19 protein-coding genes are annotated in these 22,351 nt (G+C 70.2%); 4 read left to right on the forward strand and 15 right to left on the reverse strand.

Annotated features, from left to right (window positions below):
- Positions 1 to 17 precede the first annotated feature (17 nt).
- The gene (locus tag A4X17_RS15215) at positions 18 to 833 is read right to left on the reverse strand and encodes an ABC transporter permease (protein WP_064296503.1); all 816 of its coding nucleotides are present in this window, start codon (positions 831 to 833) and stop codon (positions 18 to 20) included.
- The gene (locus A4X17_RS15220) at positions 830 to 1,843 is read right to left on the reverse strand and encodes an ATP-binding cassette domain-containing protein (protein ID WP_064296504.1); all 1,014 of its coding nucleotides are present in this window, start codon (positions 1,841 to 1,843) and stop codon (positions 830 to 832) included. The genes A4X17_RS15215 and A4X17_RS15220 overlap by 4 nt, the downstream gene beginning before the upstream one ends.
- Positions 1,844 to 2,012: 169 nt before the next feature.
- Between A4X17_RS15220 and A4X17_RS15225 the strand changes: the two genes are divergently transcribed.
- Together A4X17_RS15225 and A4X17_RS15230 are read left to right on the forward strand one after the other, a co-directional pair.
- Positions 2,013 to 3,386: an L-serine ammonia-lyase gene (locus A4X17_RS15225; RefSeq protein ID WP_064296505.1), complete on the forward strand. Its 1,374-nt coding sequence runs from the start codon at positions 2,013 to 2,015 to the stop codon at positions 3,384 to 3,386.
- Between the two features lie 72 nt (positions 3,387 to 3,458).
- A complete protein-coding gene (locus A4X17_RS15230) occupies positions 3,459 to 3,920 on the forward strand; it encodes a rhodanese-like domain-containing protein (protein WP_157583563.1) in 462 nt (153 codons plus the stop codon).
- A 34-nt stretch (positions 3,921 to 3,954) separates the two neighbouring features.
- Here the strand turns inward: A4X17_RS15230 and A4X17_RS15235 are convergent, their stop codons facing one another.
- The 12 genes from A4X17_RS15235 to A4X17_RS15290 form a co-directional block, all read right to left on the reverse strand.
- Entirely contained in the window at positions 3,955 to 5,901 is a 1,947-nt protein-coding gene (locus tag A4X17_RS15235) for a thioredoxin domain-containing protein (RefSeq protein WP_064296507.1), read from the reverse strand.
- Positions 5,902 to 5,922: 21 nt separating this feature from the next.
- On the reverse strand, positions 5,923 to 6,702 hold the full coding sequence (locus A4X17_RS15240; protein WP_064296508.1) for a DUF1684 domain-containing protein: 780 nt from the start codon (positions 6,700 to 6,702) through the stop codon (positions 5,923 to 5,925).
- A 132-nt stretch (positions 6,703 to 6,834) separates the two neighbouring features.
- The gene (locus A4X17_RS15245; RefSeq protein WP_064296509.1) at positions 6,835 to 7,770 is read right to left on the reverse strand and encodes an ABC transporter substrate-binding protein; all 936 of its coding nucleotides are present in this window, start codon (positions 7,768 to 7,770) and stop codon (positions 6,835 to 6,837) included.
- A gap of 89 nt (positions 7,771 to 7,859) precedes the next feature.
- Entirely contained in the window at positions 7,860 to 8,666 is an 807-nt protein-coding gene (locus A4X17_RS15250) for an ABC transporter permease (protein ID WP_064296510.1), read from the reverse strand.
- Positions 8,663 to 9,373 carry an ABC transporter permease gene (locus A4X17_RS15255; RefSeq protein WP_064296511.1) on the reverse strand — a complete coding sequence of 237 codons (711 nt, stop codon included), beginning with the start codon at positions 9,371 to 9,373 and terminating at the stop codon, positions 8,663 to 8,665. Before A4X17_RS15255 ends, A4X17_RS15250 begins: the two co-directional genes overlap by 4 nt.
- Positions 9,370 to 10,239, reverse strand: a complete 870-nt coding sequence (locus tag A4X17_RS15260) for an ABC transporter ATP-binding protein (protein ID WP_064296512.1) — start codon at positions 10,237 to 10,239, stop codon at positions 9,370 to 9,372. The genes A4X17_RS15255 and A4X17_RS15260 overlap by 4 nt, the downstream gene beginning before the upstream one ends.
- Before the next feature lie 217 nt (positions 10,240 to 10,456).
- Positions 10,457 to 11,956: an aromatic amino acid lyase gene (locus A4X17_RS15265; RefSeq protein ID WP_064296513.1), complete on the reverse strand. Its 1,500-nt coding sequence runs from the start codon at positions 11,954 to 11,956 to the stop codon at positions 10,457 to 10,459.
- Positions 11,957 to 12,156: 200 nt separating this feature from the next.
- Entirely contained in the window at positions 12,157 to 12,912 is a 756-nt protein-coding gene (locus A4X17_RS15270; RefSeq protein WP_064296514.1) for an ABC transporter permease, read from the reverse strand.
- Entirely contained in the window at positions 12,912 to 13,823 is a 912-nt protein-coding gene (locus A4X17_RS15275; protein ID WP_064296515.1) for an ABC transporter ATP-binding protein, read from the reverse strand. The genes A4X17_RS15270 and A4X17_RS15275 overlap by 1 nt, the downstream gene beginning before the upstream one ends.
- Entirely contained in the window at positions 13,820 to 14,131 is a 312-nt protein-coding gene (locus tag A4X17_RS15280) for a transcriptional regulator (RefSeq protein WP_064296516.1), read from the reverse strand. The genes A4X17_RS15275 and A4X17_RS15280 overlap by 4 nt, the downstream gene beginning before the upstream one ends.
- Before the next feature lie 3 nt (positions 14,132 to 14,134).
- On the reverse strand, positions 14,135 to 14,797 hold the full coding sequence (locus tag A4X17_RS15285) for a hypothetical protein (RefSeq protein WP_157583565.1): 663 nt from the start codon (positions 14,795 to 14,797) through the stop codon (positions 14,135 to 14,137).
- Positions 14,798 to 15,132: 335 nt separating this feature from the next.
- The gene (locus A4X17_RS15290; protein ID WP_064296518.1) at positions 15,133 to 16,404 is read right to left on the reverse strand and encodes an HNH endonuclease signature motif containing protein; all 1,272 of its coding nucleotides are present in this window, start codon (positions 16,402 to 16,404) and stop codon (positions 15,133 to 15,135) included.
- Positions 16,405 to 16,683: 279 nt separating this feature from the next.
- Here A4X17_RS15290 and hrpA point away from each other — a divergent pair, with 279 nt between their 5' ends.
- Positions 16,684 to 20,559 (forward strand): ATP-dependent RNA helicase HrpA, encoded by a 3,876-nt coding sequence (gene hrpA, locus A4X17_RS15295; RefSeq protein WP_064296519.1) that lies wholly within the window; start codon positions 16,684 to 16,686, stop codon positions 20,557 to 20,559.
- 85 nt (positions 20,560 to 20,644) lie between these two features.
- Here hrpA and A4X17_RS15300 read toward each other — a convergent pair whose 3' ends face one another.
- Positions 20,645 to 21,496 carry a sulfurtransferase gene (locus A4X17_RS15300; protein ID WP_064296520.1) on the reverse strand — a complete coding sequence of 284 codons (852 nt, stop codon included), beginning with the start codon at positions 21,494 to 21,496 and terminating at the stop codon, positions 20,645 to 20,647.
- Positions 21,497 to 21,695: 199 nt separating this feature from the next.
- Here A4X17_RS15300 and A4X17_RS15305 point away from each other — a divergent pair, with 199 nt between their 5' ends.
- Positions 21,696 to 22,328, forward strand: coding sequence for a flavin reductase family protein (locus tag A4X17_RS15305; RefSeq protein ID WP_064296588.1), 633 nt, complete (start codon positions 21,696 to 21,698; stop codon positions 22,326 to 22,328).
- Positions 22,329 to 22,351: the final 23 nt, after the last annotated feature.

Raw genomic sequence — 22,351 nt, forward strand, 5'->3', positions numbered from 1 at the left:
CTGCGGTCGTCTCGTCGTCAGGCGCGGCGCATGTACGCCCGCACGGTGAGCGGTGCGAAGACCGCCACGATGACGGCGGCACCGAGGAGCGCCAGCCAGGCGTCACCGCCGAAGACACCCGTGTTCGCGAGGTCGCGGACCGCGGTCACGAGGTGCGAGACGGGGTTCACGTCCACGAAGCCCTGGAGGAAGCTCGGCATCGTCTCCGGGTTGACGAAGGCGTTCGAGAGGAACGTCAGCGGGAACAGGACGAGGAAGGAGATGCCCTGCACGCTGCTCGCGCTCCGGGCGATGACCCCGAAGAACGCGAAGATCCAGCTGATGGCCCAGGCGCAGACGATCACGAGGAGGCCGGCGAGGGCCACGAAGCCGATGCCGCCCTCCGGTCGGTACCCCATGACGAAGCCCATCGCGAAGGTGAGCGTCGTGGCGATCGTGTAGCGCACCGTGTCGGCGAGGAGGGCACCGGCCAGCGGTGCGATGCGGGCGATGGGCATCGACTTGAAGCGGTCGAACACGCCCTTGTCCATGTCCTCGCGGAGCTGGATGCCGGTCACGACCGAGGTCGTGATGACGGTCTGGACCAGGATGCCCGGGATGATGATCGGCAGATAGCTCGCGACGTCGCCGGCGATCGCGCCGCCGAAGATGTACGTGAACATCAGCGTGAAGATGATCGGCTGGACCGTCACGTCGATCAGTTGCTCGGGCGTGCGCTTGATCTTGAGCAGTCCGCGGTACGCCATGGTGAAGGAGTTGCGGACCGTCTGCGAGAGGCTGACGTGGTTCCGGAGCGACCGGTCTGCGGCCGGGGTGATGGTGATCGTGCTCATGCGTGGACCTGCTCTGCGGTGTCGAGGGAATCGGTGTCGGACACGGCGTCGGCGTCGTCCGCCTCGACGCCGTGCCCGGTGAGGGTGAGGAAGACCTCGTCGAGCGTCGGCTTCTGGACGCTCATCTCCGCGAGCCGGATCCCGGCTTCCCGGAGCGTGATGAACAGGTCGGTCACGGCGTCGGGGTCGCGCATCGGGGCCGTGATGCGGGTGGCCTCCGGCGACACGACGGTGTCCACGCCGAGGACGCTCGAGATGACCCGTCGCGCATCCTCCAGGTCGGCGGGGTCCGCGAGCCGCAGCTGCAGCGACGACTCGCCGACGGAGGCCTTCAGCTCGTCGGAGGTGCCCTCGGCGACGACGAGACCGCGGTCGATGACGGCGATCCGGTCGGCGAGCTGATCCGCCTCGTCGAGGTACTGGGTGGTCAGGAGGACGGTCGAGCCCGTCGCGACCAGCTGGCGGATCGTGTCCCACATCTGCGCGCGGGTCCGCGGGTCGAGGCCCGTGGTCGGCTCGTCGAGGAAGATGAGGGGCGGCTGGGCGATGAGGCTCGCCGCGAGGTCGAGACGACGACGCATGCCGCCGGAGAACTTCTTCAGGGGTCGCGACGCCGCGTCGCTCAGGCCGAACTCCTCGAGGAGTTCCGCGCTCTTGCGCTTCGCCTCCGCGCGGCCGAGTCCGAGCAGTCGCGAGAAGATGACGAGGTTCTCGGTGGCGGAGAGGTTCTCGTCGACCGACGCGAACTGCGCGGTCACGCCGATGAGCTGGCGCACGACCTGCGACTCCCGCTGGATGTCGTGACCGAAGACGGTGGCGGTGCCGGCATCAGGACGCAGGAGCGTCGCCAGCATGCTGATGGTGGTGGTCTTGCCGGCGCCGTTCGGGCCGAGGACGCCGTAGACGGTGCCGGTGCGGACCGAGAGGTCGACGCCGTCGACCGCCCGGTTGTCGCCGAAGGTCTTCACGAGGCCGTGGGCTTCGATCGCCCAGTCGGAGCTGATGCTCATGCGGATGCCTTTCGAAATCAGGTGTGGACCGCCGGTGGGCGACCCGGACAACAGTGTGGGCGGGGGCGCTCACGGAGCGCTCACCTGCCGCTGACACCCGCTGACACCGCACCCGACGCCGAAGGCGCTTAGAGTGAGAGGAGCCAGTCGCACCGAAGGGGGTCGTCCAGTGACCGCATACGTGTCCGCGTTCGACCTCTTCTCCATCGGGATCGGGCCGTCCAGCTCGCACACGGTCGGACCGATGCGGGCGGCCCTGGCCTTCGCCACCGGGCTCGCGGACGACGGACTGCTCGACCGGGTCGACCGCGTCACGTGCTCGTTGTACGGATCGCTCGGCGCGACCGGCATCGGCCACGGCACCCCCGACGCCGTCGTCGCGGGACTCCGGGGGCTCACCCCCGAAGGGTGCGATCCTGCCGAGGTCCGACGGGCCTGGAGCGATCACCCCGACGGCGCTCCGCTCACGCTCGCCGGGACGCGGGCCATCGCGTTCTCGAAGGACGACGTCTCGTTCGTACCCAGGACGAGGCTGCCGGGCCACCCGAACGCCATGACCCTCCACGCCTGGGACCAGCGGAGCGACCTCCCGGTGCGCTCCGAGACGTACTACTCCGTCGGCGGCGGCTTCATCCGTCGTGACGGCGACGACCCGAGCACGGTGCTGCCGTCGACACCCGTGCCGATGCCGTTCCGGACCGCTGAGGCGCTCATCGGGCTCTGCGACGAGACGGGACTCCCGATCGACGCGATCGCGAGACGCAACGAGGAAGCCCTGCGGCCAGCCGTCGAGGTCGACGCCGGCCTCGACGCCATCTGGACGGCCATGCACGAGTGCGTGACCGCCGGGCTCGCCGACACCGGCACCCTCCCGGGCGGTCTCGGCGTCAAGCGCCGGGCACGTGCCGTCCGTGAGCGCCTCGACGTGGCCGAGGCCGAGAGCGGGCGTGAGCTCCCCACGGAGTGGCTGCACGCGTTCGCCCTGGCGGTCAACGAGCAGAACGCCTCCGGCGGGCGGGTCGTGACCGCGCCCACGAACGGGGCCGCGGGGATCATCCCGGCCGTCGGGAGCTACTACCTGCGGTTCGTGCCGGGCGCCTCGCTCGACGGTATCCGTCGCTACCTGCTCACCGCGACCGCCATCGGCTCGCTCTTCAAGGCGAACGCGTCCATCTCCGGGGCCGAGGGCGGCTGCCAGGCCGAGGTCGGCTCGGCCTGCGCCATGGCCGCCGGTGCCCTGTGCGCCGTCCTCGGCGGCACACCGCGTCAGGTCGAGAACGCCGCGGAGATCGCGATGGAGCACCACCTCGGCCTCACGTGCGACCCGGTGGGCGGGCTCGTCCAGGTCCCGTGCATCGAACGCAACGCGATCGCCTCCTCGACGGCCGTCAGCGCCGCACGGCTGTCGCTGCACGGCGACGGGACGCACCTGGTGTCGCTCGACACCGTGATCGAGACCATGCGCCAGACCGGCGTCGACATGTCGACGAAGTACAAGGAGACGAGCGAGGGCGGTCTCGCGGTCAACGTCATCGAGTGCTGAACCCCGGCGTCGTGTGACCGCGTGTTGCCGACCACCGTGGTCATCCGGGCCGCGGCCTCCTACGGTGGGCGCATGACCTCCACGCACGCGCCGTTCCTGGTGGACCCGCTCGTCTCCACCCAGTGGCTCGCGGACCATCTCGGCAGCGAGAGCCTCATCGTCCTCGACGCGAGTGTCGTCGAGCTGCCTCCGCTGGACGACGGCCCGGTGCGGCTGGTGAGCGGCTACGACCTGTACCTCTTCGACGGGCACGTCCCCGGCGCCGTGTTCGTCGAACTGCTCGATACAGGCCGGGGGCTCGGAGCGTCCTCAGCGGAGGAGGTCCGACGCGGTGCGGCCGCCATCGGCGTCACGGAGCAGCACACGCTCGTCCTGTACGACCAGCTCGACGGGCGCTCCGCCGAGCGCCTGCGGGCGGCGCTGACCGGAGCCGGGTACGAGCGCGTCGCGCTCCTCGACGGTGGACTCGGGCGCTGGCGCTCAGAAGCACGCGAGCTGCGGTTCGGCCGTCCGGACGGCTCGTTCGGAGCCTGACCCATCCGCGTGTCGGGTCGACGGGTGCGCTGGATCAGCGGGCGTCGAGCTGCGCCACGTCCGTCACGGGGAGCCGGCAGACGAAGTCCCGGCACTGGTAGGCGGTCAACCGGCCGTCGCGACTCGTCCGTTCGGCGAAGACGTCGAACCCGCTCGTCGCCCAAGCCGCCGCCTGCCGCTCGGAGACCACCGCCACGACGTCGTCCCGGCGCGTCCTGACCGCGTCGCGCATCGCCCGGTCCGCCGTCGCACGATCCTCGTCCTCGTCCGGATCCACCCGATCCGATTCGACGACGATGAGTTGCGACGCCGGACCGGCGAGCGATGCCGCCAGGGCGAGACTCGCGCCGAACGCGGTCGGTGCCGACAGCGCAGCCGACGCGGCGAACCGGACCGCGCCCTCGGCGGCGTCCCGGAACCGGCCGTCAGCCGTCAGCTGGAACAGCAGCAGCGACGCGCGTCCGAGCGACGAGATCCCCGAGGGATACGCGCCCTCCGACGGGTCGCCGTCGATCCGCATGCCCTGGGCCGACAGCACCGGGTCGCCACCACCAGGCAGGATGAAGCCGGCCACCGTGGCGGAGGGGGCGTCGGTCACGGTGTCGTCGGGCAGGGTCTCGTCGGTCACGGTCTCGTCTGACAAGCACCGGTCGACGAGGTCGCGGGCGACCTCCGCGTAGCGGACCTCGCCCGTCGCGAGGCCGAGGCGCAGGAGCCCCTCCGCGAGCATCCCGTAGTCCTCGAGGGTCGCCGACGCACCCGACCGCCGTTCATCGAGCGAGGCCCGGGCGAGCGTGCCATCCGAGCCGAGGTGGTTCTCGACCACCGCGTCCGCCGCCCACCTCGCCGATTCGAGCCACTCGGGACGGTCGAAGACCGTCGAGGCCTCCGCCAGCGCGCCGATCGCGAGCCCGTTCCAGCCGGTGAGCACCTTGCGGTCCACGGCAGGCGGGGTCAGCGTCGCCCGGCCGTCCGCATCGCGTCGGTAGTAGCCGCCCTCCGATCCGACGCCGTCGACGATGCTCTCGGAGTCCTGCGCCGACCCGAAGCCGCCGCTCGGCTGCTGCAGCGTGCCGATGAGGAACTCGGCGATCCCGGCGGCGACACCGGCCGCCCAGGAGCTCGGACGCTCGGCCCAAACCCGGGTGTAGGCGGTGAGGAGGAGCGCATTGTCCGTCAGCATGCGTTCGTAGTGCGGCTCGCTCCAGTCCCGGTTGACCGCGTACCGGAAGAACCCTCCTTCGACCGGGTCACGGAGCGCCGATGCCCCCATCGTCCTGAGGGTGCGTTGCGCGAGGTCGACACCGCGGCGAGCGGCGTCCCCCTCGCGCGGCGTGAGCAGGAAGTCGAACAGCGGGGCCATCGGGAACTTCGGAGCCGTGCCGAAGCCACCGAGCTCCCGGTCCTCGAGCGCCTCGACCGCCTCGACCGCCGCATCGAGCTCGCCGGTCTCCGGCAGCGGCGCGTCATCCGTGGACGACATCGTCTCGGCGATCGCCCGCGCGAGCCCGTCGGCGCTCGCGACGACCTGCTCACGTCGCTCGGTCCACGCGACCCTGACGGCCTCGAGCACCTGTGGGAACGAGGGATGCCCGCGGAGCGGCACGGGAGGCGAATAGGTGCCCGCGTGGAAGACGTGTCCGCGCGGCGTCACGAACACGTTCAGCGGCCAGCCCAGGTCATGGGTGAACGCGCCGGCGGCGGCGAGGTAACTGGCGTCCACGTCCGGATGCTCCTCGCGGTCGACCTTCACCGCCACGAAGTCGCGTCGGAGGAGCTCGGCGATGTGCTCGTCCGAGAACGACTCGCGCGCCATGACGTGACACCAGTGACACGTCGAGTAGCCGATCGAGACGAGCAGGGGGACGTCGCGACGGGCCGCCTCGGCGAAGGCCTCAGGCCCCCACGGGTACCAGTCGACCGGCTGCTCGGCGTGCGATCGGAGATACGGGCTCATCGCCTCGGCGAGCCGGTTGGTCATGCGGGGTCCGTGGCCCGGGACCTACTGGCCGAGCGGCAGTCGCTCGCCCGCCGTGATCCGCGTACGGAGCCGGTTGTTCGGCGCCGGCAGCGGGCACACGTAGTGGTCGCTGAATGCGCACGGCGGCAGGTACGCGCGGTTGAAGTCGACGAGGACGTGGCCGTCCGAGGTCGGGGCCGGCATGCTGATGAAACGGAACCGGTAGCTCTCGTCGCCACTCGTGCCGTCGGAGAACACCGCCCAGAGTCCGTTCGGACCGCCGGTGACCGTCAGCGACACCGCTTCATCACCGAGCTCGAACTCGACACGGCCGACCGGTGTCTCGGTGGTGACGTGGCCGTCGATCGACTCGGTCTCGACCGTGACGTCCGGGGACGGCACGAACCGCGCCGGCCGGATCCAGGCGACGTCGGGGGCGAACGCGCTGATGCCGTCGAGCGAGGTCCGCGTCGGTGCCTCCGGGTCGAGCACGCGCAGGGCGTACACGCCGTCCCGCTCCATGCCTCGGAGCAGCGCGTCGCCGAAGTGCAGTTCGTCGCCGTGGACCAGCTCGACGCGGTCGGTCATGATCTGGGCGCCACTCGGCGTGGTCAGTCCGGTCCCCGTGAGCCGCTCACCGACGATGCCGGTCGCGTCCGCACGCCAGGTGCCCGGCGCGCCCTCGAGGGCGGTCGCCTCCTCGGTCAGCCAGTGGGTGAACCGGAGGGCGGCGATACCGTGGGGTGCGCGGACGGAACGCTCGCGAGCGGTGTGCCAGGCGGTCCAGGACGCGATGAACTCTGCGGGGGTCTCGGAACTCATACCCTGACGCTACCAACTCCTCAGGTGTCGGAGACCCCCTGGACATCCGGCTGCAGCCGGATGCGCTCCCCGCGAACAGCGCGATGGCGCCGCCCGGAGGACCGGACGACGCCATCGACGTGTGGCTGCTGCTCAGTCGAAGAGCTTCTTGTCCTTCAGCCAGTCGGCCGCGAGGGTCTTCGGAGCTGCCTTCTCGTCGCCCTGGTTGCGGGCGTTGAGCTCGATGAGGTCTTCTGTGGTCAGCTCCGCCGACACGGCGTTCAAGACCTCCTTGACCTTGTCGCTGGCCTTGGCCGAGTTGATCAGCGGCAGGACGTTCTGCGGGAGGATCAGGTTCTCCGGGTCCTCGAGCGTGACGAAGTCGTTCTCGGTGATCGACGGGGTCGTGGTGTAGATGTCGGCGAGCTGGACCGTACCGTCGAGCAGGGCCGCGGTGGTCTGGGCGCCGCCGCCGTCGCTGATCGGGACGAAGGTGAGCTTGTCGGCGGGGACGCCGTACACCTCGGTCAGGCCCTTCGGTCCGTACGGGCGCTCAGCCAACTCGGGTGCGCCGCCGATGGCGAGCGGGATGGTGAGGGCCGCGAGGTCGGCGAGGCTCGTGACGTTGTTCGCCTCGCTGAACTCCTTCGTGACGTTGTAGGAGTCCTTGTCCTCCGCCTTGGACTGGTCGAGGACCTCGTAGCCCTTGGGCGTGGCCTCCTGCAGGGCGGAGTAGACCTCGTCGCTCGAGGTGGCCGTGGCGGAGTCGTCGAAGAACTGCAGCAGGTTGCCGCTGTAGTCGGGGACGAGGTCGATCGAGCCGTCTTCGAGCGCTGCGATGTAGACGTCGCGAGCGCCGATGTTCAGGGACTCGGCCGTCTTGATGTCGTTGGCCTCGAGCGCCTGGATGTAGATCTGCGCGATGATCTCCGACTCGGGGAATCCGGCGGAGCCGACCGTGATCGTGTCGGATGCCGCGGTCTCCCCGGCGGTCGGGTCGCCTGCGGAGCAGGCGCTGAGTGCGAGGGCCGCGACGGCGGTCGCGGCGATGCCGACGGCGAGGCGTCGACCCTGTCGAACTGTGAACATGGTGTTTCCTATCTGTGATGGGCGAGAACGGTGGTGCCGTTGTGGGTCTGGGAGCCGGGCGGTGCTGTCACCCGGGGTGGTGGGACGCTTCAGTCGTTGCGGTATGCCGCGGTCTGCATGTTCGCCTCCGCTTCTGCGACGACGGGGTCTGGAGCGGTGGACCGGTCGCCACCGCTCGTGGCGTGACCCCGGGTCTCGTCGACCCGTGTGTGGGTCGCCTGGACGCCGCGCGGCACGACGGCACGCTGCAGCAGGGAGAAGACGCCCTCGAGGAGGAGGGCGAGCACGATGATGATGATCGAGCCGGCGAGCATCTGCGCGTAGTCCCGTACGGGCAGACCGTCGAGGATGTAGCGACCGAGACCGGGGCCGTTGGTGAGGAACGCGACGACGGTCGCGGTCGCGATCGTCTGCAGGACGGCCGAGCGCACGCCACCGATCATGAGCGGGAGCGCGAGCGGGATCTCCACCTTGCCGAGGATCTGCCACTCGTTCATCCCGACGGCACGCGCGGCGTCGATGGTCTGGCGGTCGATCGCCTCGACCCCTCCGTACGCACCGGCCAGGACCGGCGGGACGGCGAGCACGACGAGGGCCGTGATCGCGGGGACGAGACTCGTGCTGGAGAAGCCCCACCCGAGGGTGATGAGTGCGAGGAGCGAGAGCAGACCGAGCGTGGGCAGCGCCCGGAGCGCGCCGGTGATCGCGACCGCGACCTCTCGTCCCTTCCCGGTGTGCCCGATGAGGAGCCCGAGCGGGATCGCGATGACGCAGGCGATGAGGACGGTCAGGCCGGTCACGGCCAGGTGCTGGAGTACCCGAACAGGGATGCCGCCGGGGCCCTCCCAGTGCGCGGGGTCGAGGATCCAGGCGAAGGCGGCGAGGAAGTTGATCATGCGGCTCCTCCCCCGGCGGTCGCCAGCTCACGGGCTTCGGTGGCCGCGCGACGACGACGGATCGCACCCTTCGAGCTGATCCGCGTCCACGGCATCAGGATTCGGCCGAGGAGCACCAGCAGGACGTCGAACACGATCGCGATCACGACCGTCCCGACGATGCCGGTCAGGATCTCGATCGGGAACTGCCGGTTGTAGCCGTCGGTGAAGAGGTAGCCGAGGTTCGTCACGCCGATGAGGGCGCCGACGCTCAGCAGGCTGATGGTGCTCGCGGAGACCACGCGGACGCCGGCGAGCATGAGCGGACCCGCCAGTGGGAACTCCACCCGCCAGAACCGCTGGCCGGTGGAGAACCCCACGGCCTGGGCCGACTGCCGGACCCCGGCGTCGACGGCGTCGAGCGCGTCGGCGACCGTGCGGACGAGCAGGGCTACGGCGTAGATGGTGAGCGCGATCACGACGTTCGCCGGATCGAGGATCTTCGTGCCGATGAGGGACGGCATGAGGACGAAGAGCGGCAGGGACGGGATCGCGTAGAGGATGCCGCTCAGCGTGAGTAGCACGCCTCGCGACCACCGGTACCGGTGTGCGAGCCAGCCGAGGGGTAGGGAGATGAGGAAGCCCAGGATGATCGGGGGCAGGCTCAGCTGGACATGGGTGAGGGTGAGGTCCCAGATCATGTCCCAGTTCGCGATGACCCAGCTCATGTGGATGCGCCGTCCTTCCGGACGTCCAGGCCGGTGCGGTCGCCTGCGCCGGGCCCGGCTCCGAGGACGCCGGCGGGGCGGCCCGACTCGTCGACGACGACGTCGCGTCCGTCGACGCGCTCGACGTGCAGGGTCCGCTGGCCGCGATCGGCGCCGATGAACTGGGCGACGAAGTCGTCGGCTGGGTTGGCGACGATCTCGGCCGGCGTGCCGACCTGGGCGATGTGGCCGCCCTTCTGCAGGATGACGACCTGGTCGCCGAGGAGGAAGGCCTCGTCGATGTCGTGGGTGACGAACACGATCGTCTTCGCGATGTCGCGCTGCAGTCGGAGCAGCTCCCGCTGGAGCTCGGCACGCACGAGCGGGTCGACGGCACCGAACGGCTCGTCCATCAGCAGGATGTTCGGGTCGATCGCAAGGCCTCGTGCGACGCCGACGCGCTGCTGCTGGCCACCGGACAACTGACTCGGGTACCGGTCGGCGAGCGCGCGATCGAGTCCGACGGTGTCGAGGAGGGTGAGGGCGTCCGCCCGGGCCTGCTTCTTGTTGACGCCGGTGAGCATGGGCACCGTCGCCACATTGTCGATCACGGTGCGGTGCGGGAGGAGACCGGAGTTCTGCATGACATAGCCGATGCGGCGACGGAGACGGACGGGGTCGACGGCGGAGACGACCTCGTCGTCGATGACGATGCGTCCCTCGCTCGGATCGACCATGCGGTTGATCATCCGCAGGAGCGTGGTCTTGCCACAGCCTGAGGACCCGACGAAGACCGTGGTGGAACGCGACGGGATCGTGAGGGAGAAGTCGTCGACCGCGAGGGTGCCGTCGTCGAAGCGCTTGGAGACGTGCTCGAAGGAGATCATGCTGGACCGATGCCTCTTCTTTGCACGGCTGTTCGTGACAGGTCGTCTTCCAAGGGCCGTCGCCGCCGCGGTCGGTGGCTCGCTGAACGTCTCTCGGTCGGTGGTCCGAACCTACCGGAGGGCACCGACATCGCCCACCCCCTCGACACGTGTCGAAATACATGGCATGCGACGACGTGGGTGCGCCCGCGCACCGTCACCCGCCGGCCGCCGTCGCTCAGGATCGGTCGACGCCCAACGCGGCGAGGGCCGCCGTGACGAGCTGCTGACCGTGCAGCTCCTGCTCGATCGCCGACCGGAGGCCGGCATGGGCGACGGAGAACCCGACCGCCCACTCGTCGTGCTCGCCCGGGCCGAGCGCGTCCGCCGCGACGATCGCCTCGACCGCCAGCACGTCCGCGAAGAGGGCGGTCGAGCGTTCCAGCAGTCGCAGCGAGGTCCCGGCGAAGGAGGCCGGGTCGTCCGAGGCCTCATCCGGCACGCCGGCGGTGACGACCGGGGTCGCGAGCACGCGCAGTTCGGCGACGAGGTCCGCGGCCGACTGACCGAGCCGACCCGGTGCGAGCCCGTGCCCGGTCCCCCGGTGGTCGGCCCCGCCTCCGTCGATGCGTCTGAGCCGTCGCTCGGCCGCAGCGGCGGTGTGCGCGATGGCCGCGCGCAGCCCGTCGAAGGCGCGGGCGAGCCGCGCGCCGTGGAGCAACCCGCCGGTCCGCAGGACACCCGACGCCTGGTCGACGAGTGGATCCTCCGAGGCCGTTCCGAGTGTCGCTTCGATGAGTAGGACGGCCGCGGTGACCTCGTCGGCGAGGGCACCGTTGATCTGTGGGGTCGCCCGGAGCCGCAGTCCGTCTCGTTCCCCTCCGCCGCGCGCACCCTCCGGGCCGACCGGCGTCGCCAACAACTCGGAGATCCGCTCGCCACTCGCCCGGGTGCCGGCCGACGGGGTGCCCGCGAGGACCGTCGCGTCGAACGCCGGTCCTCGCCCGCCGCGCCCGGACCGCGCAGCCGCCCGGGACGAGAGTGCGCTCGTGGTGTCCGCGAGTCGACTGAGCGCGCCGAGCCGGTGGAGGGCGAGCGCGCCGACGCCGAGGGAGTAGGCGTTGTGGTGGACGAACGCCAGCCCCTCGTGCACAGCGAGGTCGAGCGGCGCGAGCCCGACCCGTGACAGGGCGACCTGCGCGGGGAGCCGTTCGCCCGCGAGGACCGCCTCCCCCTGTCCGATCACGAGCGTCGCGACGGATGCCAGGTGGGTCTCGTCGCCGTCGCCGAGGGAGCCGATGGACGGGATCACCGGGGTCACCCCACGGTTGAGGAGTTCCGCGACGAACACGGCGGTCTCGAGGCGGATCCCGGATGCCCCACGGGTCCAGCCGGCGAGCCGGGCGGCGACCACCGCCCGAGCACGGTCCACCGAGAGCGGCAGTCCGATGCCGCCACGGCGGTCATGGACGACGCGCTCCTCCACTGCCGAGACGTCGAGCGTCGCGGTGCGCGGAGCCGCTCGTCCCCCGGCGGCCCCAGGGATCCGTGGACCATGTGGCCGAGAACCCTGAGCGCCGACTCCGACCGGCGTCGTCTGCCGGTCGATGATGGCCCGGCCGGCGCCGATGCGGTCGAGCGCCGGGGTGTCGAGGACGACGATGGCGTCGTCACGGGACACGGCCACGAGGTCGTCGACCGAGATCGGGCCGGTGCCGAACACGACGGGCGCTCCCATCAGTGCGCGCCCGTCGATCGGTCGGCGGCGTTCGTCTGGTCTGCGCTGCTGGACACGGGTCGCTCCATCCGCTCGTCGAGGGGCCGTGGACCGGCCGGGATGGACGTCAGCGTACGAGCGCCTCGCGGCCGGTGCACGGTGTGTGTCGACGTATGACGGCACGCGGGAACGGCCGGTGTTCGGCGAGGTGTCCGTCGACCTCAGCGGTAGCGGCGGCCCTCGTCGCGGCGGTAGAGGGCGAGGACGACGACGGTCAGGACGAGCGTCCACGCCAGGACGCCGACCCACGACCACCACGGCAACTCGCCACCCTGGACCGCCCAGACGACGAGCTCCCGGGTCTGACGGCTCGGGAGGAACATGGACAGCCGGTCGAGCCACGGGGCGAAGAGGAACGGTGGGATGAACAGTCCGCCGGCGAAGGCCAGCGAGAACATGACCACCTGCACCACGGCGATCGCGGCCTTGCTCGGGAGGGCGTACCCGATCGCGGTGCCGAGGAGCATGAACGGCAGGGCACCCACCAGGAGCGCCACGATGCCGCCGAGCAGTCCCATCGGAGTCGTGGTGGCTGCGGTCAGGGACGCGCCGAGCACGACGACCGGTATGACGGCCGCGAACCCGAGGAGGCCGACCGAGCACAGGTGCGAGAGAACACGGGCGACACCCGTCACCGGAAGCGTGCGGAGGTACGGATCCCACGCCTGTTCCCTCGCCTGGGCGATGGTCAAACCGAAGCCGAACAGGGAGTTGGCGAGCACGGCGAAGACGATGAGGGAGATGACCGCCTGGGTCGCGATGACGGGATCGCCGGCGACCTGCGCCTGCGGGACGACGAAGAACAGTAGCGAGAGCGCCGGGAAGACGAGCGAGCCGATCAGCGCGATCGGGACGCGCACGGTCTCGAGCAGGGAGTACCGCGCGTGCAGGGCGGTGAGCTGGACGGTGGTGGCCATCAGGCGGCGCTCCGTTCGACGTCCGCCCGGGCATCCGCGGTGAGGGTCAGGAACGCCTCCTCGAGGGTCGCTCCGCGCACGGCGAGATCGGTGAACGGGGCCTCGGACCGGACGAGCTCGCGCACGAACGCGTCGGCGTCACGGACGTCCAGTTCGACGGCGTCACCGTCACGACTCGCCTGGACGACCCCGGTGAGCCGCTCCACCGCTCCGGGGTCGGTGGTCCGGAGCCGCACCCGGTGGATACCGACGAGCCCGAGGACGTCGCGCAGCGGGGCGTCGGTGATGACCCGTCCGCCACCCAGGACCACGACACGCTCGGCGAGCGCTTCGATCTCCTCGAGGTAGTGACTGGTGAGGACGATGGTCGCCCCGAGCTCGTGTTGCCGGCGGATCGCGTCCCAGAGGGTTCGGCGGGCGTCGACGTCGAGGCCCGTCGTCGGCTCGTCGAGGAGCACGAGACGCGGTCTGCCGACGAACGCGAGCGCGACCGCGAGGCGGCGCTGCTGGCCGCCCGAGAGCGAGCCCGTCTGGCGTCGGAGGAGGTCACCGAGACCGAACTGTTCCGCCAGGGCGGCCGTCGGCACGCGGTCCGCGAAGTGGCGTCCGATGAAGTCGACGACCTCTCCCACCCGGAGCGTGGGCGGCAGTGCCGTCTCCTGCGGTGTCGATCCGAGCCTGGTGCGGTTGACCGCATGGGCGGGATCGCCGCCGAAGAGCGTCACCGTGCCGGTCGTCGGACGTCGGGTGCCCTGCAGCAGGGAGAGCACGGTGGACTTGCCGGCGCCGTTGGGCCCGAGGAGCCCGACGAGCGAGCCCGGCTCGATACTGAAGTCGACGTCGTGCAGCGCGGTCACGTCGCCGTAACGTCGTGTCACGCCCTCGAGGGCGGCCAGTGGTGTGATCGTCATGATGTCCCCGTTCCCGACGCGCCGCCGAGCATCGCTCGGAGCCCGGTCATGTAGTCCTCGAACGCGCGGCGCCCGAGCGTGGTGAGTTCCAGGTAGGTGACCGGGGTGCGTCCCCGGTGGGTCTTCGTGACGAGGACGTAGGCGCCGTCCTCGAGCTTCCGCAGATGCGTGGAGAGGTTCCCGGCGGTCATGTCGAGCATCTCCTGCAGGCGGGGGAACGACATACTGCTGTCCGCATCGATCGCCGCGAGCGTCGACATGATGCGCAGGCGGGCCTGGGCATGGATGAGGGGGTCGAGTTCGTCCATCGGTCACGCCGCCGATCGGTGGGCACGCCGACGGCGGGTCGCTTCGAGGAAGGTCGCGTACACGAGGAACCCGCCTCCGCCGGCGATGGCCATGATGAGCGCGTTGCCCGGCGAGCCGAAGAACGGCGCGGCCATGCCGACCACGATGATCCAGATGCCCATGCCGTACATGAGGCGGTCGCGCCAGACTGCTCCACCTGCGAGGTAGAGCAGACCGACCACGAGGCTGTAGATCGCCGGGTAGAAGATGGCGGCGAGTGCGGGTGCCATCCCCGCAGCGAACAGTGCGCCGCCGAACACCGCCGCTGCCGTGCACCCGATCGCCCAGGCGATGCCGTACATCGTGCCCTGCACCTGCTGTGCTCCCTGGATCCCACGCGACACACGGGAGCCGATGATCGACGACGAGACGATGCCGCCCACCATGAGGATCCCGAAGAGCCATCCGGCGACCGCCGGCGGCGTGGTGAACCAGGGGTTCTCGCCGCTCGCGGACCAGAGGGCCAGGAACCCGACGGTCCACGCGACACCCCAGACGTACACGATCGCGATGGTGGGCCTCGTGAAGATGTCGTCGACACGGCTCGCCTGTCGCTCCTGCAGAGCGAGCATGGCGGCCGGGTCGAGCGCGTCCGAGCCGTCGGTGGGTTCCATCGGTGAAGTCATACCTACTTTGTAACGCAAACCACTCTGCTAGGCAACCCTGTTTGCGATACCGCGCGTAAACATCCCCGCTTCGCACCGAGGCGCCGCAGCCCAACTGCCCTTCGACAGGTTCAGGGACCGAATCGCCTCCGGTGGCCCCCCCCCCCCCGGCACAGCTCAGGGACCGAAACGACGCGGACATACTCTTCCGGTCACTGAGCCTGTCGAAGTGCACACGAGGACGCCTCGCCATTTTGAGCAAACCTCCCCCGGTCTCTGAGCCTGTCCTTCCCGGTCACTGAGCCTGTCGACGTGCCCACGGGAAACCCTTCGACAGGCTCAGGGACCGGAGCTGGTCAGAATGGCGCGGGATCCGGTTCGGTCCGATGCTGCTTCCCGTCGGGTGTCGTCCACTCGAGGACGCCGCCCGGTGCGTGTTGGAGGTTCCAACCGAGGAGATGCTTCATCCGGTGATGATGTCGACAGAGGCAGGCGAGATTGCCGACATCTGTCGTCCCGCCGTCCTCCCACGCGACCGAATGATCGAGGTCACAGGCCCGGGCCCGTCTGCCGCAGCCTGGTGCTCGACAGGTGCCGTCCCGGAGGCGCACCGCGCGTTGGAGGTCGGCCGGAACGCGGTACTGGTTCCGGCCGACGGAGAGGACCGCACCGGTTTCGGGTTGGACGAGGATCCGGGTGAAGCTGGGCGCGTTCACCGCGATGCGTGCCGCGGTCTCCGGGTCGATGGGGCCGTAGCCGTCGAGGGTTGCCGGGGTGTCGGAGACGCCAGCCGTGCTCAGTGCCGGCACGGTGATCTGCACGGTCGGCTTGATGTGCTCCTGCACCTCGATCGGGTGCGGGAGGACCGCGCTGGACATGACGTCGTCGGGTGTGACGCCGGTGAGCGCGAGCGCCGCCAAGGCGTCCGCCTGCAGCTGGACGCAGGTGCGGGTGTCGCCAGATGCGCGTGATTCTGAAGCCGCTGCTTCGATGCGCTCGATGATGCCCTGCGCGATGGGTGCCGTGGTGAAGAGGTGCACCCACGCCATCCCGTCCGCTGCGGGCTCGAACTCGACCCGGCGGTCGACCTCGGAGCGGACCGCGCGGGCGGTGATGGATTCCGGGTGGAGGCGCTCGCGGAGCACTCGGGCGCGGTTCTTGAGTCCTGCTGCGGTCATGCCCTCCGCTTCAGGCAGGACCTGCTCGAGGAACGCCGCCCGCCCAGCAATCGGGACGTCGCAGAGTTGGTCGGTGATCACCTGCGCATGTCGCGCCGAGATGCGGCCTGCCTCGAGCGACGCCAGGACCGCCGGCGCGTCGTTGACGAGCCGCTCGGCATCGTTCGTCGCACACTGAACCGTCCGCTCCGGGATCCGGGTCGCCATCGCGAGAGCCGCGCACGTCGACCGGCGGGACAAGGCCTGGCGCTCGGCCGGCGGGAAGATGGCCGGGACCGTGGCGTCGGCGAAGGCGTCCGCGTAGGCGGCGGAGCGGGCGAGGAGGCGCGCTTTGCGTGCGTCGAGGACGGCCTGCTGCCGGTGGAGGTCCGCCCACTCGTCCGAGAACTCCGCGAGGCGCGCGGCGCAGTCGTCGCTCGCGCGGGTCGCGGTGGTGGTGGTCTCGGTCATGGGATAAGTCCATCATGGACCACTGACATTCCAGATGCCGAGTCGAGGCGTCTGTGCACGTGTCCTCGTGTGCCCTTCGACAGGCTCAAAGACCGGGATGAACAGCCCCGGAACCGTGGGGTCCTCCGTGTGCCCTTCGACAAGCTCAGGGACCGGGGAAGGCGGCACAGGGACCGGGGAAGGTGGCTCGAGGACCGGGGAAGGGCGGCTCAGGGTTCGCGGGATCAGGAGGCCCGGAACGGCAGCACAACCCGCCCAGCCCGATACGATGGAGGGCTGATGTCCGACCTCCGAATCTCCTACCCGCCCGAGCTGCCGGTCAGTGCCGCCCGCGCGGACATCGCGCGTGCCATCAGCGAGCACCAGGTCGTCATCGTCGCGGGAGCGACGGGTTCCGGCAAGACCACCCAGCTGCCGAAGATCTGCCTCGAGCTCGGTCGCGAGTCCATCGGGCACACGCAACCCCGACGTCTGGCCGCGCGCACGATCGCCGAACGCATCTCGGAGGAGCTCGGCCAGGAGCTCGGCGGCATCGTCGGCTACCAGGTCCGCTTCACCGATCAGGCGTCGAAGGCGACGAAGATCAAGCTGATGACCGACGGCATCCTGCTGAACGAGATCCACCGCGACCGGATGCTGCGCAAGTACGACACGATCATCATCGACGAGGCGCACGAGCGCAGCCTCAACATCGACTTCCTGCTCGGCTACCTCAAGCAGCTCCTCCCCCAGCGCCCCGACCTCAAGGTCATCATCACGTCCGCGACGATCGACCCGGAGAGCTTCTCGAAGCACTTCGACGGGGCGCCCATCGTCGAGGTCTCCGGCCGCACGTACCCGGTCGAGATCCGCTACCGGCCGCTCGTGGCCGACGAGCCCACGGACGACGATGAGGACGCCCCCGAGTCCGAGGCCGCCGACCGCGACTACCTCGAGGGCATCAACGCGGCCCTCGACGAGCTGGCGCGCGAGTCGATGGGCGACGTCCTCGTCTTCCTGTCCGGTGAGACGGAGATCCGCGACGCCGCCGACGCCATCCGCGGCCGCAACCTGCCCGGCACCGAGGTGCTCCCGCTCTACGGCCGGCTCTCCTCCGCAGACCAGCACCGCGTGTTCCAGCCGTCGACCGTGGCAGGCCTCCGCAGGCGCATCATCCTCGCGACGAACGTCGCCGAGACGAGCCTCACGGTGCCCGGCATCAAGTACGTCATCGACGCCGGAACCGCCCGCATCTCGCGCTACAGCGTGCGCTCCAAGGTGCAGCGGCTCCCCATCGAGGCGATCTCGCAGGCGTCGGCGAACCAGCGTTCGGGTCGCTCCGGCCGCACGAGCGACGGCATCGCCATCCGCCTCTACTCGGAGGACGACTTCGCGAAGCGCCCGGAGTTCACCGAACCGGAGATCCTCCGCACGAACCTCGCCGCGGTGATCCTGCAGATGATCTCCCTCGGCCTCGGTGACATCGCCGCCTTCCCCTTCCTCCAGCCGCCGGACGCCCGCGGCATCAAGGACGGCGTCGACCTGCTGTCCGAACTCGGCGCGATCGAGACGCGCACCTTCGCCGACGGGTCACCTCGCGGCGGCGGTCCACGCCTCACGCGGGTGGGGCGCGACCTCAGCCGCCTGCCGATCGATCCGCGGTTCGCGCGCATGGTCGTGGAGTCGAAGCGGCACGGGGTGTCGCGGGAGGTGCTCGCGATCGTCGCGGCGCTCACCATCCAGGACCCACGCGAACGACCGCTCGAGCACCGGCAGAAAGCCGACGAACTGCACCGCCGGTTCGTCGACCCGACGAGCGACTTCCTCGCCCTCCTGAACCTCTGGAACTACCTCGAGGAGAAACAGGACGAGCTGTCGTCGAGCGCGTTCCGTCGGCTCTGCAAGAACGAGTTCCTCAACTACCTCCGCGTCCGCGAATGGCACGACGTCTACCGCCAGCTGCGCCAGCTCGCGAAGCCACTCGGCCTGACGATCAACGAGCCGGCGGTGAACCCCGACGGCATCCACAAGTCGCTCCTCGCGGGGCTCCTCTCCCACATCGGGCTGAAGGATCAGACCGTCGCTCCGGTCGTGAAGGGCCGGAACGCTCCACCGGCGACGAAGACCGCGAAGAAGGGCGACTACATCGGCGCCCGCCAGACGCGCTTCGTCCTCTTCCCCGGGTCCGCGCTCGCCAAGAAGCAGCCGAACGCCGTGATGAGCGCGGAACTCGTGGAGACGAGTCGGCTGTTCGCCCGCACCAACGCCTCGATCGACCCGGCGTGGGCGGAACAGATCGCCGGCGACCTCTGCAAGCGCTCGTACAGCGAGCCGCACTGGGAGAAGAACCAGGGCTCCGCCGTCGCGTTCGAGAAGGTGACGCTCTTCGGCGTGCCGATCGTGCCGCGCCGCCGGGTGCAGTTCGGTCGCATCGACCAGGAGCAGGCCCGTGAACTGTTCCTGCGGCACGCGCTCGTCGACGGCGAGTGGACCCACGACATCGGTCGCGACAAGCTGTTCGACTTCCACCGCGCGAACCGACGGCTGCGCAAGGAGCTGAGTGAGCTCGAGGAGCGGACGCGACGCCGCGACATCCTCTTCGACGACGAAGCCGTCTTCGACTTCTACGACGCCCGCGTCCCCGCCGAGATCTCGACGACGCGGGGCTTCGAGTCCTGGTGGCGCAAGACGCGCGTCGACCAGCCCGAGCTGCTCACGATGCGCCAGGAGGACCTCCTCCACGAGGACGCTCCGGCGGTGGACGAGGACCGCTTCCCCGCCGAGTGGGTGCAGGCCGACCAGCGGTTGAAGCTCAGCTATCGCTTCGAGCCCGGAAGCGACGACGACGGCGTGACGGTCATCGTCCCGCTCGCCCTGCTCGACCGGCTCTCGCCCGCGGGTTTCGACTGGCAGGTCCCCGGGCTCCGTCGAGACCTCATCACCGCGATGATCAAAGCGCTCCCGAAGGCCCTGCGTCGGAACATCGTGCCTGCGGCCGACTGGGCGGCGAAGCTGCTCGCCGAGCTCCCCGCAGACGTCCCGGCGGTCGCCCCCGGCAGTCCCGCCGCCGAGGACTCGTTCGCCACCCGTCTCGCGAACGCGATCAAGCGGCTCTCCTACATGGACATCACCGCCTCGGACTTCGAGATGGGACGCGTCCCCGACCACCTGCTCGTGACCTTCCGCGTCATCGACGAGCGCGGCCGCACGCTCGCGAGCGGCAAGGACCTCGTCGAGCTGCAGCAGCGCCTCAAGCAGCGCACCCGTGCGAGCGTCGCCAAGGTCGCGGCCGCCAGAGTGCCCAACGCCATCGAGCGCTCCGGGTTCACCAGATGGGACTTCGACGACCTCCCCCGCTTCATCGACATCCGCCAAGAGGACGGCGTGATCCGCGGCTACCCCGCGATCGTCGATGACGGCACGAGCGTGTCGATCCGGATCATGAGCACGGAGGCCGACCAGGCCCGCGCCATGCCCGCCGGCGTGCGCCGCCTCCTCCTGCTCGCGATCCCGTCCCCGACGGCGTACGTGCAGCAGCACCTCAAGGCCAACGAGAAGCTCGCGCTCGCGACGAGCCCGTACCGGTCGACGCCGGCGTTGTTCGAGGACTGCCTCGCCGCCTGCATCGACGATGTCCTGTTCCGCGTGGTGCCCGACGGACAGGTGTTCTCGCGGCTGCAGTACGAGACGCTTCGCGACCGCGTCTCCGCCTCGGTCATGGACCGCATGTTCCAGACGGTCGCCATCGTCGCCCGCATCCTGCAAGCCGCGCGCGACACGGAGAAGGCCATGAAGGCGGCGACGAGCATGACGCTGCTCGCAGCCCTCACCGACATGCGGGGCCAGCTCGACGGACTGGTCTTCCCGGGCTTCGTCTCCCGGACGGGCTCAGCACGACTCGAGCATCTGCCCCGCTACCTCGCGGGCATCCGTTACCGCGCCGAGCGACTGACGGACAACCCGAACCGCGACCGGGTGTGGATGACGGAGGCGCAGACGGCGTCGGCACGGTTCGAGGCCGCCGGTGGCACGATCCCACTGCCCGCCGACGCTCCGGAGCACCTCGTGAAGGCCCGGTGGATGCTCGAGGAGCTCCGGATCAGCCTGTTCGCCCAGCAGCTGGGCACGGCCGAATCGGTGTCGTTGCAGCGCCTGCAGAAGGTCCTCGCGGGCTAGCCCTCCCTGATCCCTGACGATGGACGCCGGTCCCTGAGCCTGTCGAAGGGCGCATCTCCACAAGCTCGATGACCGGGTCGACGGCTCAGGCCTCGGGTCCTGTCGCCACCGGACGCTCCGGGTGGTTCGCCCACTCGCTCCACGACCCCGGGTACAGCGCCGGTTCGAAGCCGGCCAGGGTGAGTGCGACCGCGTTGTGCGCCGCGGTCACCCCACTGCCGCAGTAGGTGGCGACCGTCGCATCCTCCGGTACGCCCGCGGCGAGGAACTGCTCGCGGAGGGTCTCAGGCGAGAGGAACCGGCCGTCGGCGCCGACGTTGGCGGTCGTCGGTGTGCTGAGCGCTCCGGGGATGTGACCGGCCCGGGGATCGATCGGTTCGACGTCACCCCGGTACCGCTCGCCGGCGCGCGCGTCCAGCAGGACCCGTCCCTCGCCCGCCCACGTCGCTGCGGTGTCGATGTCGATGGTCGGCAGGACACCCGTCGTCAGCGTGACGGTCCCGGGTTCCGGGACGATCTCGCCACGCTCCACGGGCAGTCCGGCGTCCGTCCACGCCCGGAACGCGCCGTCGAGGATGCGGACGTCCACGATGCCGGCGTTCCGCAGCACCCACCAGGCGCGCGCCGCCGACAGGCTCGTGAGGTCGTCGTAGACCACGACGACGTCGCCGTCGTCGACGCCCCATGAACGTGCGGACGTCTGGAGCGCCTCGCGATCGGGCAGGGGGTGACGGCCTCGGACGGCCGCTTCTCCGGTCGGCACGTGGTCGGCCAGCTCATGGTCGAGGTCGACGTACACGGCGTCGGGCAGGTGTCCCTCGAGGTAGGCGGGCCGTCCGTCCGGTGCGTCGAGTCGCCACCGCACGTCGAGGACGCGCACCGGCGTCTCGGAGGCCATCAAGGCGGCGAGGTCGTCCGGGGTGATGAGGATGGGCATGCGTCCAGCGTACGCATGGGAGGTCGACGAGACCTGCGTCCGACCGCTCGGTCACCGTCACACCGGGTAACAGAGTTGCAGCTCCGGCCGGATGAGCGAAACGTAGCCTGTGCAGCGTCCACCGAATCGGCGTTGCAGCAGTCGTCCACAGCCGTTCGAAGGATCCCCCGTGAGCTCAGTCCACCCGGCAGCCGCCTCCGTGACCGCCTTGCCGTCCCCCGTCGACGGTGGCGAGGTCGCCCCCGGTTTCGCCTCCCTGTCCCCCGACGACTTCAAGGCGGCGTTCCGTCAGCACCCCGCCGGCGTCTCGGTCATCACCGCCGACGACGGCTCCGGGCCGGTGGGGCTGACCGCCACCTCGGTCTTCTCCGTCAGTGCGGAACCGCCGCTCCTCGTCTTCTCCGTGTCGTCGCTGTCCTCGAGCGCGCCGACCATCACCGCATCCGACACCGTCGTGGTCCACCTTCTGGGTTCCGAGCAGCTGCACATCGCGAAGCTCTGCGCGACGAGCGGAATCGATCGCTTCGCCGACACCTCCATCTGGGACCGCCTGCCGACGGGCGAGCCGTACTTCACGGGCAACGGCGTCTGGATCCGCGGACGCATCGTCAACCGCATGGAGGCGGGCACCTCGACGGTCATCGCGGTGCACGCGCTGGAGTCGAGCGTTTCGCAGCCGCAAGCGGCCGAGGAGCCGGTCCGGGCCGAGCCTGCCGCCGAGGCACCCGCTCCCGCCGTCCCGGCCTTCACCCCGAGCTTCGATGGCGCGCCGCTCGTCTACCACAACCGCACCTGGCACCGCCTCGACGCGAACTCGCAGATCGACGGCTGAGCGGCCTGCTGCTGGACATCTGT

The organism is Plantibacter sp. H53 (genome assembly GCF_001650455.1).
GTDB classification, from domain to species: Bacteria; Actinomycetota; Actinomycetes; order Actinomycetales; family Microbacteriaceae; genus Plantibacter; species Plantibacter flavus_A.

Coding starts and splice junctions, on each gene's coding strand:
- A4X17_RS15215 (WP_064296503.1), bottom strand. CDS start 833: ATGAGCACGATCACCATCACCCCGGCCGCAGACCGGTCGCTCCGGAAC.
- A4X17_RS15220 (WP_064296504.1), bottom strand. CDS start 1,843: ATGAGCATCAGCTCCGACTGGGCGATCGAAGCCCACGGCCTCGTGAAG.
- A4X17_RS15230 (WP_157583563.1), top strand. CDS start 3,459: ATGACCTCCACGCACGCGCCGTTCCTGGTGGACCCGCTCGTCTCCACC.
- A4X17_RS15235 (WP_064296507.1), bottom strand. CDS start 5,901: ATGACCAACCGGCTCGCCGAGGCGATGAGCCCGTATCTCCGATCGCAC.
- A4X17_RS15240 (WP_064296508.1), bottom strand. CDS start 6,702: ATGAGTTCCGAGACCCCCGCAGAGTTCATCGCGTCCTGGACCGCCTGG.
- A4X17_RS15245 (WP_064296509.1), bottom strand. CDS start 7,770: ATGTTCACAGTTCGACAGGGTCGACGCCTCGCCGTCGGCATCGCCGCG.
- A4X17_RS15250 (WP_064296510.1), bottom strand. CDS start 8,666: ATGATCAACTTCCTCGCCGCCTTCGCCTGGATCCTCGACCCCGCGCAC.
- A4X17_RS15255 (WP_064296511.1), bottom strand. CDS start 9,373: ATGAGCTGGGTCATCGCGAACTGGGACATGATCTGGGACCTCACCCTC.
- A4X17_RS15260 (WP_064296512.1), bottom strand. CDS start 10,239: ATGATCTCCTTCGAGCACGTCTCCAAGCGCTTCGACGACGGCACCCTC.
- A4X17_RS15265 (WP_064296513.1), bottom strand. CDS start 11,956: ATGGGAGCGCCCGTCGTGTTCGGCACCGGCCCGATCTCGGTCGACGAC.
- A4X17_RS15270 (WP_064296514.1), bottom strand. CDS start 12,912: ATGGCCACCACCGTCCAGCTCACCGCCCTGCACGCGCGGTACTCCCTG.
- A4X17_RS15275 (WP_064296515.1), bottom strand. CDS start 13,823: ATGACGATCACACCACTGGCCGCCCTCGAGGGCGTGACACGACGTTAC.
- A4X17_RS15280 (WP_064296516.1), bottom strand. CDS start 14,131: ATGGACGAACTCGACCCCCTCATCCATGCCCAGGCCCGCCTGCGCATC.
- A4X17_RS15285 (WP_157583565.1), bottom strand. CDS start 14,797: ATGACTTCACCGATGGAACCCACCGACGGCTCGGACGCGCTCGACCCG.
- A4X17_RS15290 (WP_064296518.1), bottom strand. CDS start 16,404: ATGACCGAGACCACCACCACCGCGACCCGCGCGAGCGACGACTGCGCC.
- hrpA (WP_064296519.1), top strand. CDS start 16,684: ATGTCCGACCTCCGAATCTCCTACCCGCCCGAGCTGCCGGTCAGTGCC.
- A4X17_RS15300 (WP_064296520.1), bottom strand. CDS start 21,496: ATGCCCATCCTCATCACCCCGGACGACCTCGCCGCCTTGATGGCCTCC.